This is a genomic window from Streptomyces sp. NPDC015220 (assembly GCF_043079345.1).
GTDB lineage: Bacteria > Actinomycetota > Actinomycetes > Streptomycetales > Streptomycetaceae > Streptomyces.
This window is the reverse complement of sequence record NZ_JBIBUK010000017.1, coordinates 1-14,258: the sequence shown is the minus strand read 5'-3', so window position 1 is coordinate 14,258 and position 14,258 is coordinate 1. Positions and strand designations below refer to the sequence as shown.

Annotated in this window: 9 protein-coding genes and 3 pseudogenes; 8 read left to right on the top strand and 4 right to left on the bottom strand. The window is 69.7% G+C overall.

The genetic code is table 11. The features are described 5' to 3' along the window. The first annotated feature begins 5 nt into the window (after window positions 1-5). From ACF061_RS27610 to ACF061_RS27595, 4 genes are all read left to right on the top strand, one after another. On the top strand, window positions 6-1,082 hold the full coding sequence (locus ACF061_RS27610; RefSeq protein ID WP_392269686.1) for a glucose-1-phosphate thymidylyltransferase: 1,077 nt from the start codon (window positions 6-8) through the stop codon (window positions 1,080-1,082). Further along, window positions 1,079-2,047, top strand: coding sequence for a dTDP-glucose 4,6-dehydratase (rfbB, locus tag ACF061_RS27605; protein WP_392269685.1), 969 nt, complete (start codon window positions 1,079-1,081; stop codon window positions 2,045-2,047). Before ACF061_RS27610 ends, rfbB begins: the two co-directional genes overlap by 4 nt. Before the next feature lie 152 nt (window positions 2,048-2,199). Then, complete coding sequence (locus tag ACF061_RS27600) at window positions 2,200-3,423, top strand: MFS transporter (RefSeq protein ID WP_392269684.1); 1,224 nt, start codon at window positions 2,200-2,202, stop codon at window positions 3,421-3,423. A gap of 189 nt (window positions 3,424-3,612) precedes the next feature. Continuing rightward, the gene (locus ACF061_RS27595) at window positions 3,613-4,659 is read left to right on the top strand and encodes a metallophosphoesterase family protein (protein ID WP_392269683.1); all 1,047 of its coding nucleotides are present in this window, start codon (window positions 3,613-3,615) and stop codon (window positions 4,657-4,659) included. A gap of 91 nt (window positions 4,660-4,750) precedes the next feature. On the opposite strand, the gene ACF061_RS27590 is transcribed toward ACF061_RS27595, so the two are convergent. Beyond that, on the bottom strand, window positions 4,751-5,266 hold the full coding sequence (locus ACF061_RS27590; RefSeq protein ID WP_392269682.1) for a DUF4399 domain-containing protein: 516 nt from the start codon (window positions 5,264-5,266) through the stop codon (window positions 4,751-4,753). A gap of 29 nt (window positions 5,267-5,295) precedes the next feature. Between ACF061_RS27590 and ACF061_RS27585 the strand changes: the two are divergent. Beyond that, window positions 5,296-5,887, top strand: a pseudogene (locus ACF061_RS27585) (aldehyde dehydrogenase family protein); the annotation flags it as partial. A 183-nt stretch (window positions 5,888-6,070) separates the two neighbouring features. Here the strand turns inward: ACF061_RS27585 and ACF061_RS27580 are convergent. Continuing rightward, window positions 6,071-6,307, bottom strand: a complete 237-nt coding sequence (locus ACF061_RS27580; protein ID WP_392269681.1) for an NAD(P)-binding domain-containing protein — start codon at window positions 6,305-6,307, stop codon at window positions 6,071-6,073. Between ACF061_RS27580 and ACF061_RS27575 the strand changes: the two genes are divergently transcribed. After that, window positions 6,285-7,127, top strand: coding sequence for an RHS repeat-associated core domain-containing protein (locus ACF061_RS27575; RefSeq protein WP_392269680.1), 843 nt, complete (start codon window positions 6,285-6,287; stop codon window positions 7,125-7,127). The genes ACF061_RS27580 and ACF061_RS27575 overlap by 23 nt on opposite strands. Before the next feature lie 1,110 nt (window positions 7,128-8,237). Further along, window positions 8,238-8,555, top strand: coding sequence for a hypothetical protein (locus ACF061_RS27570; RefSeq protein ID WP_392269679.1), 318 nt, complete (start codon window positions 8,238-8,240; stop codon window positions 8,553-8,555). Window positions 8,556-8,768: 213 nt separating this feature from the next. Here the strand turns inward: ACF061_RS27570 and ACF061_RS27565 are convergent, their stop codons facing one another. Next, window positions 8,769-9,665: a helicase associated domain-containing protein gene (locus tag ACF061_RS27565; RefSeq protein WP_392269799.1), complete on the bottom strand. Its 897-nt coding sequence runs from the start codon at window positions 9,663-9,665 to the stop codon at window positions 8,769-8,771. Between the two features lie 227 nt (window positions 9,666-9,892). Between ACF061_RS27565 and ACF061_RS27560 the strand changes: the two are divergent. After that, a pseudogene (locus ACF061_RS27560) lies at window positions 9,893-11,520 on the top strand (ISAzo13 family transposase). 15 nt (window positions 11,521-11,535) lie between these two features. Here ACF061_RS27560 and ACF061_RS27555 read toward each other — a convergent pair. Further along, window positions 11,536-12,922, bottom strand: a pseudogene (locus ACF061_RS27555) (DEAD/DEAH box helicase family protein); the annotation flags it as partial. Window positions 12,923-14,258 lie beyond the last annotated feature (1,336 nt).

Sequence of the window (14,258 nt, the reverse complement as noted above, 5' to 3'; positions counted from 1 at the left end):
AGCCCATGAAAGCGCTCGTACTGTCCGGAGGCGAGGGGACGCGCTTACGTCCCTTCACGTACTCGATGGCGAAACAACTGGTTCCCGTGGCCAACAAGCCCGTCCTGGTGCACTGCCTGGAGAACCTGCGCGATATCGGAGTGAAGGAGACAGGAATCGTCGTCGGGGGCCACGGCGCGCAGATCGAGGAGACGATCGGCGACGGTTCCCGCTTCGGCATGCGGATCACGTACCTCAGGCAGGAGGCGCCGCTGGGACTCGCGCACTGCGTGACGCTCGCCGAGGAATTCCTCGGCGAGGAGGACTTCGTGATGTATCTCGGTGACAACGTCCTCGCCGAGGGCATCGCGGACGCGGCGGAGGAATTCCGCCACCGCCGCCCCGCCGCGCAGCTCCTGGTCACCAAGGTCCCCGACCCCCGGCAGTACGGCGTGGCGGAGGTCGGCACCGACGGCGTAGTGCTCACCCTGGCGGAGAAGCCCGCCGAACCGCGGGGCGACCTGGCGGTCATCGGCGTGTACTTCTTCACCTCGGCGGTCCACGCGGCCACCCGGGCCATCACACCCAGCGCCCGCGGCGAGCTGGAGATCACCGACGCCCTCCAGTACCTCATCGAGGACGGCCGGACGGTCACCGCCCGCCAGTACGACGGGTACTGGAAGGACACCGGGAAGATCGACGACCTGCTGGAATGCAACAGGGCGCTGCTGGAGCGCCTGGGCGCCGACGCCGCCCCCGCGGCCGCCGGCGCGATCGACGCCGCGACGGTCGTGCAGGGCCGGGTGATCGTCGAGCCCGGCGCCCGCGTCATCGGTTCGCACATCACCGGCCCCGTGGTGATCGGGGCAGGCAGCGTCGTCCGGGACTGCCGGATCGGCCCGGACGTGGCCGTCGGACGGGACTGCGTCCTGGACTCGGCCGGCATCGGGAACTCCATCATCCTGGAGGGCGCCACCATCATGGACGTCCCCGAACTGCGCGGCTGCGTGATCGGCCGCTGGGCCCAGGTCCGCGCCCGCGACGGCGGCACGCACAACCGGTTGATCATCGGAGACCACACACAGGCGGAGGTGCCGGTATGAGAATCCTCGTCACAGGCGGGGCCGGGTTCATCGGCTCCCACTACGTGCGCACCCTGCTCGCGGGCGGGTACGAGGGCTACGAGGACGCACAGGTCACCGTCGTCGACAAACTCACCTACGCGGGCAACACGGAGAACCTGCCGATGGGCCACCACCGGCTGGCCTTCACCCACGGCGACGTCTGCGACCAGGAGCTGATGCGGCGCGTGCTGCCCGGCCACGACGCCGTCGTGCACTTCGCCGCCGAGTCCCACGTCGACCGGTCCGTGGACGGCTCCATCGCCTTCGTCCACAGCAACGTGCTCGGTACCCAGAGCGTCCTCGACGCCTGCCTGCACACCGGCGTGCCCACCGTCGTACACGTCTCCACCGACGAGGTGTACGGATCGATCGCTGAGGGCGCCTGGACCGAGGAATCCCCCCTGCTGCCCAACTCGCCGTACTCGGCGTCCAAGGCGGGCAGCGACCTGCTGGCCCGCGCCTACCACCGCACCCACGGCCTCGACGTGCGCGTCACCCGCTGCTCCAACAACTACGGCACCCACCAGCACGTGGAGAAGCTGATCCCGCTGTTCGTCACCAACCTGCTGCGCGGCATCCCCGTGCCGCTGTACGGCGAAGGAACCAACGTGCGGGAGTGGCTGCACGTCGACGACCACTGCCGGGCCATCCAGCTCGTCCTGGACGCGGGCCGGGCCGGCGAGACCTACAACATCGGCGGCGCCACCAGCCTCACCAACCGCGAGATGACCGGGCGGCTCCTCGAACTGTGCGGCGCCGACCGGTCGATGGTCCGCCACGTCGAGGACCGCAAGGGACACGACCTGCGCTACGCCATCGACGACGGCAAGATCCGCGCCGAGCTGGGGTACGCCCCGCGCCGGACGCTGGACGACGGGCTGCGGGACGTCGTCGCCTGGTACCGCGACAACCCGGGGTGGTGGAAACCCCTGCTGGACGCCTGAACGGACCGGACGAGGACTGCTGGAGAGCGGCTCGACCCCCCGTCGTGACCGCCACCCACGCGATTGACCTGAACCACGCTTGAGGTTGCACGATGGTGATCACGACGACACCGAGTCGCCCCCTCCGGCATCCTCGCTTCAAGGAGACCACCATGGCCTTACCCGACTCCACCCCCCGCCCCGCGCCGCCCACGCCCCACCGGTCCATGCTGCTCGTCCTGCTGCTCGCCTCCACCCTCACACTGATGGCCGGCGCCGTCATCGCCCCCGTCGTCGGCGTCATCCGCGACGACCTCGGAGTGAGCGGCACCGGCGCCGGCCTGATCCTCACCGCGCACGGCCTCTCGCTCGCCCTCGTCAGCCCGCTCGTGGGCTGGGCCATCGACCGCTTCGGCCTGCGCACCCCGCTCGTCGGCGGACTCCTGCTGTACGGCGTCGCCGGCGGCGCCGGCCTGGTCACGCAGTCGTACGCGGCCCTGATCATCAGCCGGTTCGTGTTCGGGATCGGCGCGGCGGCGGTGTTCGTCGGGACCACCGTGGCCCTCCTCGCGCTCTACCAGGGCGAGCAGCGCGACCGGGTCGCCGGCTGGCGCTCGGCCGCCCTCAGCGTCGGCGGCATCATCTGGCCGCTGATCGGCGGCGCGCTCGGCGGCCTGTCCTGGCACGCCCCCTTCGCCGTCTACCTGCTAGGCGTCCCGGTCGGCCTCCTGACGCTCTTCGTGATGCCCGCCCTGCCCGCCGAGGGCCGGGCCAAGGGCGGCGGCGTCGTGAACCTGCTGCGCCACCACCCGGGCCTCCTGGCCTTCTACGCCTTCTCCTTCTTCGCCTCCTTCCTCCTCTACGTGCTGGCCGTCTTCCTGCCACAGCGCCTCACCGAGGTCGCCGTCGAAGAACCCTTCCTGATCGCGCTCATCACCGTCAGCACCTCCGTCGGCGGCAGCCTCATCGGCCTGTTCTACGCCAAGCTCAAGGCCCGCCTCGGCTACGTGAGCCTGCTGCGGACCGCCACGGTGGCCTGGGCGCTGTCCTTCCTGCTGATCGGCCTGAGCAGCCAGTGGATCTTCCTCACCCTGGCCGCCTTCGTCTTCGGCCTCGGCAGCGGCGTCGTGGTGCCCGCGCTTGCGATGATGATCGGCGAGACCGCGCCGGCGGCCCAGCGCGGCCAGGCGATGTCCCTGTCCGGAACGGCCAACTTCACGGGCCAGTTCGTCGCCCCCCTCATCCTGGGCCCGGTCATCGGCGCGACCACCATCGGCACCGGCTTCCTCATCGGCGCCGGCCTGGCCGCCCTGGTCTTCCTCGTCCTCCTCGCCTTCCCGCTCATGGCTCCGCGCCCCCCCGAGGAGGCCCCGGTCACCGTCGCCTCCACCCCCTGACCACCGGCCGCCCGCCCCACCCGGGCCACGACGGGGACGGTGTTCCTCGGGCGGTGTTCACCGGACGGTCACGTTCCGCCCGGCAGGGGTTCGGCTCGGACTCATACCCATAACGGGTCTGGACCAAGGAGGCCCGCTCCGTCACCCCCGCCGTCGCAGGAGGGCCCCGCTCGTGAAGGGAAAGCCCCTGTGGATCGCCGATCCCTCCTCACCACCGCCACCGGAGCGGCGGGGATGCTGGCCGTCGGGAGGCCCGCGGCCGCCGCGGCCGCCGGTCCCTCGCCAGCCGGTCCCCCCGCGCACGGACACGAGCGGCAGGAACGCCCGGCCGCCACGTTCAACGTCATCAGCGACATCCAGGGCGACCTGCACGACCTGGGCGTGGCCATGGAGGACATGAGCACCACCAACCCCGGCAGTGCAGGCCTTGCCGTCGCCGGCGACCTCACACCGCGCGGTCACGACTTCGAGTACGCGGCGCTGACCGCCGAGTTCCGAAAGCACACGCGGCCGTCGGCCGTCGCCTGGGCAATCGGCAACCACGAGTTCTACGTGCCGAAGTACCACGACCCCGATACCCTCGCCCAGGCCACGTGGCCGAACGGCACCACAGAGGACTCCCTCTTCCGCAGCTTCTACCGCTTCGCGGGCCGCGACAAGGTCTACACCGAGCACTCCTTCGGCGGCATACCCGTGCTGAGCATCGGCACCGAGAAGTACATGCACTACCACGACCCCGAACTGCGGGACGAGGTCTGGCTGAGCGACACCCAGTTCGCCTGGCTGGAGGACCGCCTCGCCCACTGGGCGCGCCGCCGCCGGCCCGTCATGGTGATCACCCACCACCCACTGCCGAACACGGTCTCCGGCAGCCACAACAAGCTGTATGCGCGGGACTACCTCCAGGCCGGACGCCTGCTCGGCATCCTCGGCCGGCACCGCGACGCGTTCCTCTTCTGCGGGCACACGCACTGGGACCTGGCGCTCTCCGACTGGTACGTCCGCCGAGTCGTCCCGGGCACCGGCAACCTGGACGGCTTCAACGTCCTCAACACCGGTGCCATCCAGACCGGTTACACGGATGACGGCAGCGGCGGCGAGACGGCCGTCTCCGGCACCTTCAACCAGGGCCTCCAGGTCTCCGTGTACCGGGACCGGGTGAAGATCTCCGCCCGCGACTTCGCCACGGGCACGTGGACCAAGCAGGTCACCATCCCCCTGAACACGCACCTGTAACCGCCCCGCGCACTTCGCGCCCCACTGGGCGGACGGCGCAGGCCGGGCCGGTCAGCACACCGAGTGCCGCCCCGCCCGGCCTGCGCGCAGGTCACACGGCGTTCACGGTGATCGTCTGGCTGACTTCCGATCCGTAGGAGCGGTGCGCGCCGTCGGTGAACCGCAGGGTGAGGGTGTGCCGCCCCGGGGAAAGCCTGATGTCGGCCTCGCTCTGGGCTTTGCTGTAGTGGATCGAGCGCTCGCTGACTGGCGCGACGTTCCCCAGGGGAATCGGCCTGCCGTCGATGAGCAGGCAGTGGCGGCCGGCGGGCCTGCGGCGGTGTCGCGCGGGCGGTGGGCCGCGGGGAGGAGGGGGCCGCGGACCACGGGCGCCCTGGTGTCGTTGGAGCGGAAGCTGCGCGCCGGCGAGGTGCCCTTGCGGCCGCGGGAACACCGTGCGATGCGCGATCTGGTCGGGCAGCGGCTGCGCAGGACCCGGCACCGTGGCGGCACGGGTCTTCCTGGCAGTGCTCCTGACTGTCGCCGCCCGGTATGTCGGTCGCACACCGTCACCGCTCGGCTCCCCGCACGAATGAGAAGTCCCGGTACTGCCGTGCCCGTCTGTCATCCGGTGGCGCGGTGAAGGCGCGGGCGCTGCCTCAGCCGGAGGGCGCGACGGGCCGCACCCTGGCGCGCCGGGAGCCGGTGGGCGTCCTCGCGGCCGTCATCCCCTGGAACGCCCCGCACCAGTCCACGCTGGTCAAGATCGTCCCGGCGCTCCTGGCAGGCTGCACCGTCGTGCTGAAAACCTCACCCGAGAACGCCCTGGTCACCCTGATGCTCGGAGAAATCCTCACGGCGGCGGGCGTGCCGGAAGACGTGGTCAGCATCCTGCCCGCCGACCGCGAGACCAGCGAGTACCTCGTCTCACACCCCGGCATCGACAAGATCGCCTTCACTGGCTCGACGGGCGCGGGACGCACCATCGCGGCCATCGCCGGCCGGCAGCTGAAGCGGGTGAGCCTGAAGCTCGGAGGAAAGTCCGCCGCCATCGTCCTGGAGGACGCCGACCTCGACGCCATGGTGGAGGGCCTGAAGTTCCTCTCCTTCGCCAACAACGGCGAGGCCTGCGGCGCCCACACCCGGATCCTGGTGCACCGCGGCCGCTTAAGACCAGGCCGTGGCCAAGCTGAAGGACCTCGTCGAATCGCTGACCGTCGGCGACCCCATGAACCCCGACACCTTCATCGTGGCGCAGGAGCCTGACGGCGACATCGCGGTGCAGATGCCGGTCACAGGCGGACCACACCTCACCCATACCGCCCCGGCCGAGCAGCCGCGTCAGCTCGTACCTGCCCGCGATGAGAGCGCCCCGCTCCACCCGCCACCTCCCGCAATCGCTACCGGCGCCAGCATGACGGATCACGCCGGGTTACGGCAGCCGGTTCCCGGCGCTCCCCGACCTCGGCTGGTAAAGGGGGGCGACCCGCACCACCGGACGCCTCGCATGCCAGTCCCCGAACGGCATGTTCCCCCGGCCCTCAGGCTCGGCGCGCGAGCAGGTCTCCTCGACGCCCCGGGCCCCGATCACGACGTCGTGGCCGAGTGCGCTCAGACGGTCAGCGAGGGCACGGCCGACCCCGCCCGTGCCGAGAAGCGCCCAGCACACTCACACCCACAACGACACCGACGAGTTGACCAGCTACGACACCGACTCCGGCTTCACCCACGACGGCACCGACAACGAGACCGGCGCCGCGAGCCCCACCGGCACCCGCACGGCCGAGTCCTGGACACCCTCCACCCAGCTCGCCGCCTACACCCAGTCCGGCGCCACCACCCACCAGACCTACGCCGGCACCGACAACACCCAGCGCCTGACCCGCGACGCGACCACCTTCACCAACGCCGCGGTCGGCATCACCGGCCAGAGCATGACAGGCACGGCCACCAGTTTCGTCCACGAACCCTCGGGCACGCTGGTGGCCATGAGGACCGGCGGGAACAGCCAGTACCACCTGACCGACGCCCACAACACCGTCATCGGCCTCCTCGACACCACCGGCAAGCGCACCGCCGCCTACACCTACGGCCCCTACGGCGAACAGCGCACCAACACCAGCACCCAACAGCCCTTCCGCTACACAAGCGCCTACCCCACCCCCTCCAAGCCGTACAAGACGGGCGCCCGCTACAACGACCCGGGCCTCGGCCGCTTCACCCAACCCGACCCCAGCGGCACGGAACCGAACACCTACTTGTACGGCACAGCCCATCCCGTCAACTACACCCGCCCAGCCGGAACAAGCGTGCTCGGCTGTATCGCAGGAGACCTCTCGGTCGCAGGCGAGGCTCTCTCACTCGGGGCAGGAACAGCCGGCCCGATCGGTAGCGGCGGACTCAGCACACCCCCGTCACTGGCTGCCATCCGCGCCGGCCTCGGCTTCATTGGATCAGGACTGGCGATGCACGATTCGCGCACATCATGACGGCACCCGGGAAGCAGAGACTGCTCACATGGCTCGTAAGGATAGGCATCGCCCTAGGCCTGATCGGAGTGCTGCTCTACTTGATCGATACTTCGCTGAGTAGCTGAGGCACGCACCGAGCACCGATGCCTTCGACACGACCGTAGGAGAGCTTGCTCGGCCGGCGGACGTGACTGACGGCTGGAACAGGAAGTAACTGCCCCCCGACCAGCGAGTGGGAAGCGTGAGTCGACCCGCGGGCGCGGGAAACACGACCGAATACCGGAGCGGAACCGGCAGCGCGTGGGATCATCCCCGCGGTGACACCGGAACTCCGTGGAACGGAGCGTGCTCCCCGCGCCCGCGGGGATGGCCCCTCGGAGGGGCGCCTGTGCTGGTTTCGGACCCATGGTTGGGCTCATGGTTGGAGGGCAGGCGGCCGTGGTCGGGCTCATGGCCGGGTCCCGGCGATGACACAGCCGGCTCCGTGGTCGGGGTGCGCGGCGACGCCGACGCCCTACTGGAGGGCCCACTTCTACGGTGCCGGGTACCGGTTCCAGCCCACGCGCCTGCCGGAGTCCTGGACGGGACGCCAAAACAGGCTGGGCGGGACCGCCACGGAGCAGGTCGGCCAGCGGCACCGCGGGCACTTCGTGCAGCAAGGCGGCCACCACAGGGCCCGCAGCGGCCGCGCGCAGCGCGTTGACCCAGGTGTCGGCGCCGACGGGCCCGGTGCCGTCCAGCACGAACAGCACCCGCGGAAACAGCGGACAGCGACGCCGCCCACTCCCCTCCCGCACGGCCGGCTGCCGACGCGTCCCTGGAGGGTGCGGACACGTACTGGTGAAGGCAGGCGTAGGCGGTGAGCTTGACGGCGAGGCGTTCGGGGCCCATGCCGGCCCGGCCGACTTCCACGAAAGCCCGGAGCATCGCGCCCTGACCATCTTCGTGGCCGCGTCGGCAGAACAGCAGGGCGTCGGGGACGACCTGCCACTGCGACATCCAGGGTTCATCACCGCCCAGACCAGACGGCGTTCGCGCTTCGGCGGAACCTACGTCGCTGCCCTGGCGTCCCATTCCGCGACGTACGGTTTTCCGCGACGTACGGTTGCCGATCACCCAGGAGAGCACGTGGCGAAGAAGGACCAGACGACGGACGCGGTGAGGGCGAAGGACCGCGAAAAATGGATGGCGCGTTTCCAGGTACGGCTGGCCATGCAGCCGGGCGTGGACCGGGCAGTCGTGCTCCAGGCGGTCAAGGAAGTCACGACGCACTGCGCGGATACGGGAGAGCTCCCGCGGACTGCCTTCGGCGACCCGGACGCCTGCGCGGTGCAGGTCGCCGCGCGGCTGGTGCCGGCGGACCGGGCGGCGCGCGGCAGACGGCACAACGCCATGGTGGACGCGCTGGACACGCTCAATAGGGCCGGGGACGTCGCCGGCCTGTGACCCATCGGAGCGATATCCGCACGGCACAGGGCCGCGGAGCCGTCCACCAGCCCAAGACGAGCTGCCGACCGGGCTGGTGGACAGGGCAATGTCGCCTGGCGGTGGAGTTAGCTGCAATACCAGTGACTTTGTCATGTTCTGGCCGCTGGGTGCGTTCAGAAACGCCCCGGGCGCAGGCAGCGTACGCTGCACCGTGTCAGACACGACAACCAGTCAAGGCCTACGCCGCCCATTGGAGTCCGAGTGCGGCGAACGCTGCCAGCTCGTCGCCGTGAGCCTGGCGCGCCTGCTCTTGCTGTTGCTCAGAAATACCCCCAGTCGGACGCCGGTCCCATCAGGAAGAACCTCTACGTGGGCGCGACAGTGCCGGTGCGCGCCTCGTACTGCGCGAGGGCGGCAATGCCTCGCTCGAAGGTGCTCACAGCCGTGCTGGAGGGCTTGGCGGATGCTTCCGGCTCCGGTGACTCTGGCACGACGCCGATGGCCCCCAGGAGCCCGCGCTGACCTCCCGCCAGAGTGGCCCAGACCTCCGCCTTGCGTTGCCGGGCCAGCCACTTGCGACGTCCATGCCGTGGACGGTGACGCCGGGCAGCACGTGGGTCTGGCCCTCTTCGCGCACCAGCTCGCGTAGTGCGGCGTAGTGGCGTTGCCAGGCGGCCGGCCAGTCGGGGCTCCAATACGGGTCGACGGCCTCCAGGGCGGTCTTCCACTCGGGTGTCCGTCCAGCGCGCCGGGCCGCCGCAGGTTGGACAGCCATTGCCCGACCGGCCGGTCCAGTGCCGTGGCGGGCCTCGGCACGCACAGTGTCCAGTGCTCGGCATAGTACGCCTTCGCGGCCTGAAGGTTTTCCTGGAACCTTTCATCCGCTACTGACCAGACCATGCCGAGCCGTTCCAGGCGCTGCGCGCGCTGTCCGCTCATCTCCCCGGCCGCGTAGGCCCGCCGCTGCTCCGCCACCCACTGTCCAAGAGGTGTCGCACCCTCCCGGTGGCCGTAGGGCACTCTCGCGTTCCCGACCCGCTCGACGTACCGCTTGAGCGCGGACCATCCGCGCGCCCAGTCCCGCTTCTCGGTGTCGATCACGTTGAACGACACCCAGTCCGCGACCATCACAGAGTCCCTCGGGGCGGCGAACCGCAGCAGCAGCCGCGATTCCTCCTCGCCCTCCCCGGGCGGCGTACCGATCCACTCGGAGGGCTGCACCGCCTCTTTCTGCGGCTCCTGCGGAATGGCCGGCAATTCCACAGCTTCCTCGTCGTGAGCGCGCAAGGGCCTTTACCTAAGGGCTTGCAGATCATCAAAGTGTTGCTTCCCGTCCTGTGGCTCGTTGGTGTGGTATGCGCATTCCGGACGAGATCTGTATCCAACTCGCTGTGAAGTTCACGGTGTTGTCTCCGCATCTGGACGAGCGGCAGCGACGGCTGCTGATGGCCGCGGAAGCCCGTGTCCTGGGACACGGTGGTGTTCGGGCCGTCGCGCGGGCGGCCTCGGTGAGCGAGAGCACAATCCGCAAGGGCGTGTTCGAGCTGGAGACCGGCGAGGAGCCTCTGGGGCGGGTGCGGCGGCCGGGCGGAGGCCGCAAGAGGGTCGCAGATCTCGATCCGGGGCTGCGGCCGGCGCTGCTGGCGCTGGTCGAGCCGGACGAGCGCGGTGATCCGATGTCGCCACTTCGGTGGACGGTCAAGTCGACCCGCAACCTCGCGCGGGAGCTGGCCCGGGCCGGGCACAAGGTCAGTGCGGACACCGTCGCCGACCTGCTGCGGGAGGAAGGCTTCAGCCTGCAGGCCAACGCCAAGACCATCGAGGGAAGCCAGCATCCGGACCGGGATGCCCAGTTCCGCTATCTCAACGAGCAGGCCCGCGATCACCGGGACGCCGGCCAGCCGGTGATCAGCGTGGACACCAAGAAGAAGGAGCTCGTCGGCGAGTTCAAGAACAACGGCCGCCAGTGGCGGCCTGCGGCTGGTCCGGTGCCGGTGAACGTCCATGACTTCGCCGACCCATAGCTGGGCAAGGCCGTCCCGTACGGGATCTACGATCTCGCGGCGAACACCGGCTGGGTCAACGTGGGCACCGATCACGACACCGCCGCGTTCGCAGTGGAATCCATCCGCCGCTGGTGGTGCGGCCAGGGCCGGGCCGCCTACCCGCAAGCGACACGACTGCTCATCACCGCCGACGCCGGCGGCTCCAACGGCTACCGCACCCGGGCCTGGAAGCTCGAACTCGCCCGGCTCGCGGCCGAAACAGGACTGACGATCACCGTCTGCCACCTACCGCCAGGCACATCGAAGTGGAACAAGATCGAGCACCGGCTCTTCTCGCACATCACCATGAACTGGCGCGGCCGCCCGCTGACCAGCCACGAAGTCATCGTCCAGTCCATCGCCGCGACCACCACCCGCACTGGACTGCGGGTCATGGCCGAGCTGGACACCAATATCTACCCCACCGGGGTCCAGATCGGCGACGCGGAGATGGCGGCTCTGCCACTGACCCGACACGCCTTCCACGGCGACTGGAACTATGCCGTGCATCCCCATCCGTCCCCTGCCATCCCAGCACCCCGGACTCCGCAAAAGCCGGCCCGGAGTGGGACCGTGCTCTGCTGTCCGATCCTGCCCTGACCAGCATGCCCCGGCAGCAACTGAGCGATCTCACCCACACTTTGGCCGTCAATGGCGACGTCAAGCGCGGACGCCCGCCCCGGCTCGCCTTCCCCGACCAGGTCCTGGCGGCCGTCCTTCACCTGCGGGTCGCCCTGGCCGCGGAACCCCTCGCCGTCCTGTTCGACAGCAGCCGGACCGCCATGCACCGCACCCTGCTGAAGATCAGGACACTGCTGAAGGCGCACAGCATCGCCATCCCGCCGGCAGCCACCCCGCCCTCCGCCCTCACGCCCCTCCAGGCTCGGGTCCAAGCCCTGAGCGGCGACCCCAGCACCATGATCAAGACAACGTGTTAATGATCTGCAAGCCCTTAGGGCGCGAGAGGCGAGCTGCTCGACGAGTCGTTCATCATGACTGCGGAGGCCCTGGAGCACAGCGACCAACCCAGCATACGAGGCGGAGGCGACCATGTCGGTCGGGTCCCCGCCGGGCTGGAGGAACACCGGCACGATGATGCGTGCGACCTTCGTGGTGCCGTCGCGGTTGATCCGGAGAGCCCGGCCGATGTTCTGCACGATCTCGACCTGGGAGCCGCGGGTGTCGGCGAAGCACACGGCCTCCACGCCCCGCTCGCCGGTGATGTCCACGCCTTCCCCGAGGACGCGACAGCTTGCCAGGAATGCCCGGTGAACGCGCCGGCCCGCGGCATCGATCCCGTTGGCGAATTGCCGGATCACCTCGCGGCGTTCGGTGACGAGGTGGTCGCCGCACAGCCACGCCGACCAAACCCGGTCTGGCGGGACCTGGCGGCCTGCCTCGAGCTCGTAGAAGGTCGCGTCGATCGACGACTTCGGCAGCTCCTCCGCGGCCGCCAGGTCCCCGTCCGAGGCGTCATTAACGTACAGCGCCGCTGCCGTCTGCGGCATGTTCTCCGCGAACGCGGCGGCCTCTTCGACCTTCTGGTGGGAGGTCATGACCGTACGCAGGTTGTACGCCGCCGCGTGCTCCAAAAGTGCGGTCTGCAGCAGCGCCAGGCGCCGCCGGCCCCGCTGCGCCTCCTCCGACTCCCCGAGGACCGCTGAGGGATCGCGGATCTCAAGGACGTCGATCTCGAACCCGGCGAGGATGCCCCGCTCGATTGCTTCCGAGAGCCCGAGCTCGGCGAGCCAGGGACCGTAGGTTTCGGAGTCCTGGCCCATCGACGCGAGCTCCAGCTCCTGGCCGCCCGCGCCTTTCTGCGGCCGGGGGCGGCGAGGATGCGCGGGGTCGCGGTCAGGTACAGGCGGAAGTCGGCGGGGATCCGCTGGTTGTCGTGGATCGCCGCCCATGGCCGGCCGAGATCACCGGCGGTTCCGTGGGCCTCGTCCACGATGGCGAGGTCGAAGCCGTCCATCTGCTGTCCGTACAGCCGCTCCCCGCCCGCCAGAGCGGCCTCCAGCGGCCCGCGAACCTTCCGCTGGTCCATCGGTTCTCCAGCGAGCACACCGCGACCATGGGGGAGCGGTGGCCCACCAGGCGCCACGCCTGGGCGGTCTGCACGAGCAGGTCCAGGGCTGGCACGGTCACGAGGACCCGGCCGCCCGGGAAGCACTCCAGCGCGCACGCGGCGGCCGTGATCGTCTTACCCGACCCGGTCGCGGACACGATCGTGCCCCGTGCCCCCTCCGGAGGCACAGATGACCTTGCAGGAAATCCCACCCACTTACGGAAAGCCGACTTCTGGTCGACCTGGTGTTCCCGAAGCTGAATATGGCGCATTTCTCCCAACCTCCCCTAACTAATTCAAGCACCGTTTCGGGAATCACCGAGACGGTATAAAAGGCGGGACCGATACCGTACCGTCCTCACCCACCACGACCCGCTCGGCAAGCTGCGCCAGAACCTCGGCCAGCCCAAGCCCCGCCCGGCCGCGGCCGCGCGCACCAGTCGGTCCGGCCCGGCGGCCAGTCACAGCTCCGCACGCACTCGGCCGGCGCCTCCCGCCGCCGCTCCTCGAACTCCGCGCGGGACTTCACCGCCGTATCACGCAGCTCCTCGCGAGCCCTGGGCATCCCGATCAGCCCTGTAGACCCTCCCAACCAGACCCCCGCATCAGGTTCCTGACGCGCCGCCACTCAAGTGCTTGGCCGCCCATACCGCCGCCAGCCGCTCCGGATCAGGTGCACCCAGCTCGTACTGCGCAGGCCGCCTCGCCCGGGCCTCCCCTGCCCGGGCAGCAGCCTCGGCAACCGGCACCTAAGTCCAGCCCTTCTGCCTGATTCCGGACTGAAGTCCGAGTCACGTCCTCAGTGCTCCACATAAAACCGCCCTCTTCCGGCGTCACGTTATGGCCCACAATGAGTTAGGGGACGTCTCGTGTTTCCGCCAATGGTACATGCTGCATCAACTTGAGCAGCGATTACACTAGAACCCGATACGAACGAGCGACCCCCTGTCTTGTGACCGCCACCCGGCCAGCCGACACAACCCAGCCCGCCACTCGCCCGCCCGTCAGCCACCTCCCCCTCCTGCTGCCCGCCAGGGCGGCGCGGAGCATGCCCGTCACCTCACCCGTTGTGCGATGTGACGGCTGGAGCGTAGCGGAGGCCGCCCCTTCGGCAGACTGGCAGGCATGGACGAACGAACGCGTAGGTGGTCCCTGACAGCCGACGGGGAAAGCTTTGAGGTCAGTGAGCGTCCCGACGAACCAGGAACATACGACTTCACGTGGCTGACCGGACCAAATCCCGGATACGGCTTCACCACCCATGTCCACGGAAAGGATTCCCTGCCACAAGCCCAGCTGCGCCAGACAGCACGGGACTTCCTCAAGCAAGTGGACCCTGGCACAGGACACATTGAGTGACACGCTAACCCCCGCCTCTACTGCTGCCGATACGGGCCGCGCGGAGCGTGGCCCGTTGCCGCGCACGCAGTGCGAGGCAGTTGCGGCCGGAGCGCAGCGGAGGGAGCGTCAACCTGCGGGCTGCGCCCGCAGGTTAGGCGGGGAGCGCAGCGGACCGCCGGCGCTCCCGCGGAGCGGGAGCGTAATTCCCCGCGCGCAGCGCGGGGAATCGCTGCTCCGCGCGCAGCGCGGAGGGACCCGCTCCGCGGG

Excerpts from the sequence above, each read along its gene's own strand:
- ACF061_RS27590 (WP_392269682.1), bottom strand. The coding sequence starts at position 5,266 with ATGACAGACGGGCACGGCAGTACCGGGACTTCTCATTCGTGCGGGGAG.
- ACF061_RS27610 (WP_392269686.1), top strand. The coding sequence starts at position 6 with ATGAAAGCGCTCGTACTGTCCGGAGGCGAGGGGACGCGCTTACGTCCC.
- rfbB (WP_392269685.1), top strand. The coding sequence starts at position 1,079 with ATGAGAATCCTCGTCACAGGCGGGGCCGGGTTCATCGGCTCCCACTAC.
- ACF061_RS27600 (WP_392269684.1), top strand. The coding sequence starts at position 2,200 with ATGGCCTTACCCGACTCCACCCCCCGCCCCGCGCCGCCCACGCCCCAC.
- ACF061_RS27565 (WP_392269799.1), bottom strand. The coding sequence starts at position 9,665 with ATGGTCGCGGACTGGGTGTCGTTCAACGTGATCGACACCGAGAAGCGG.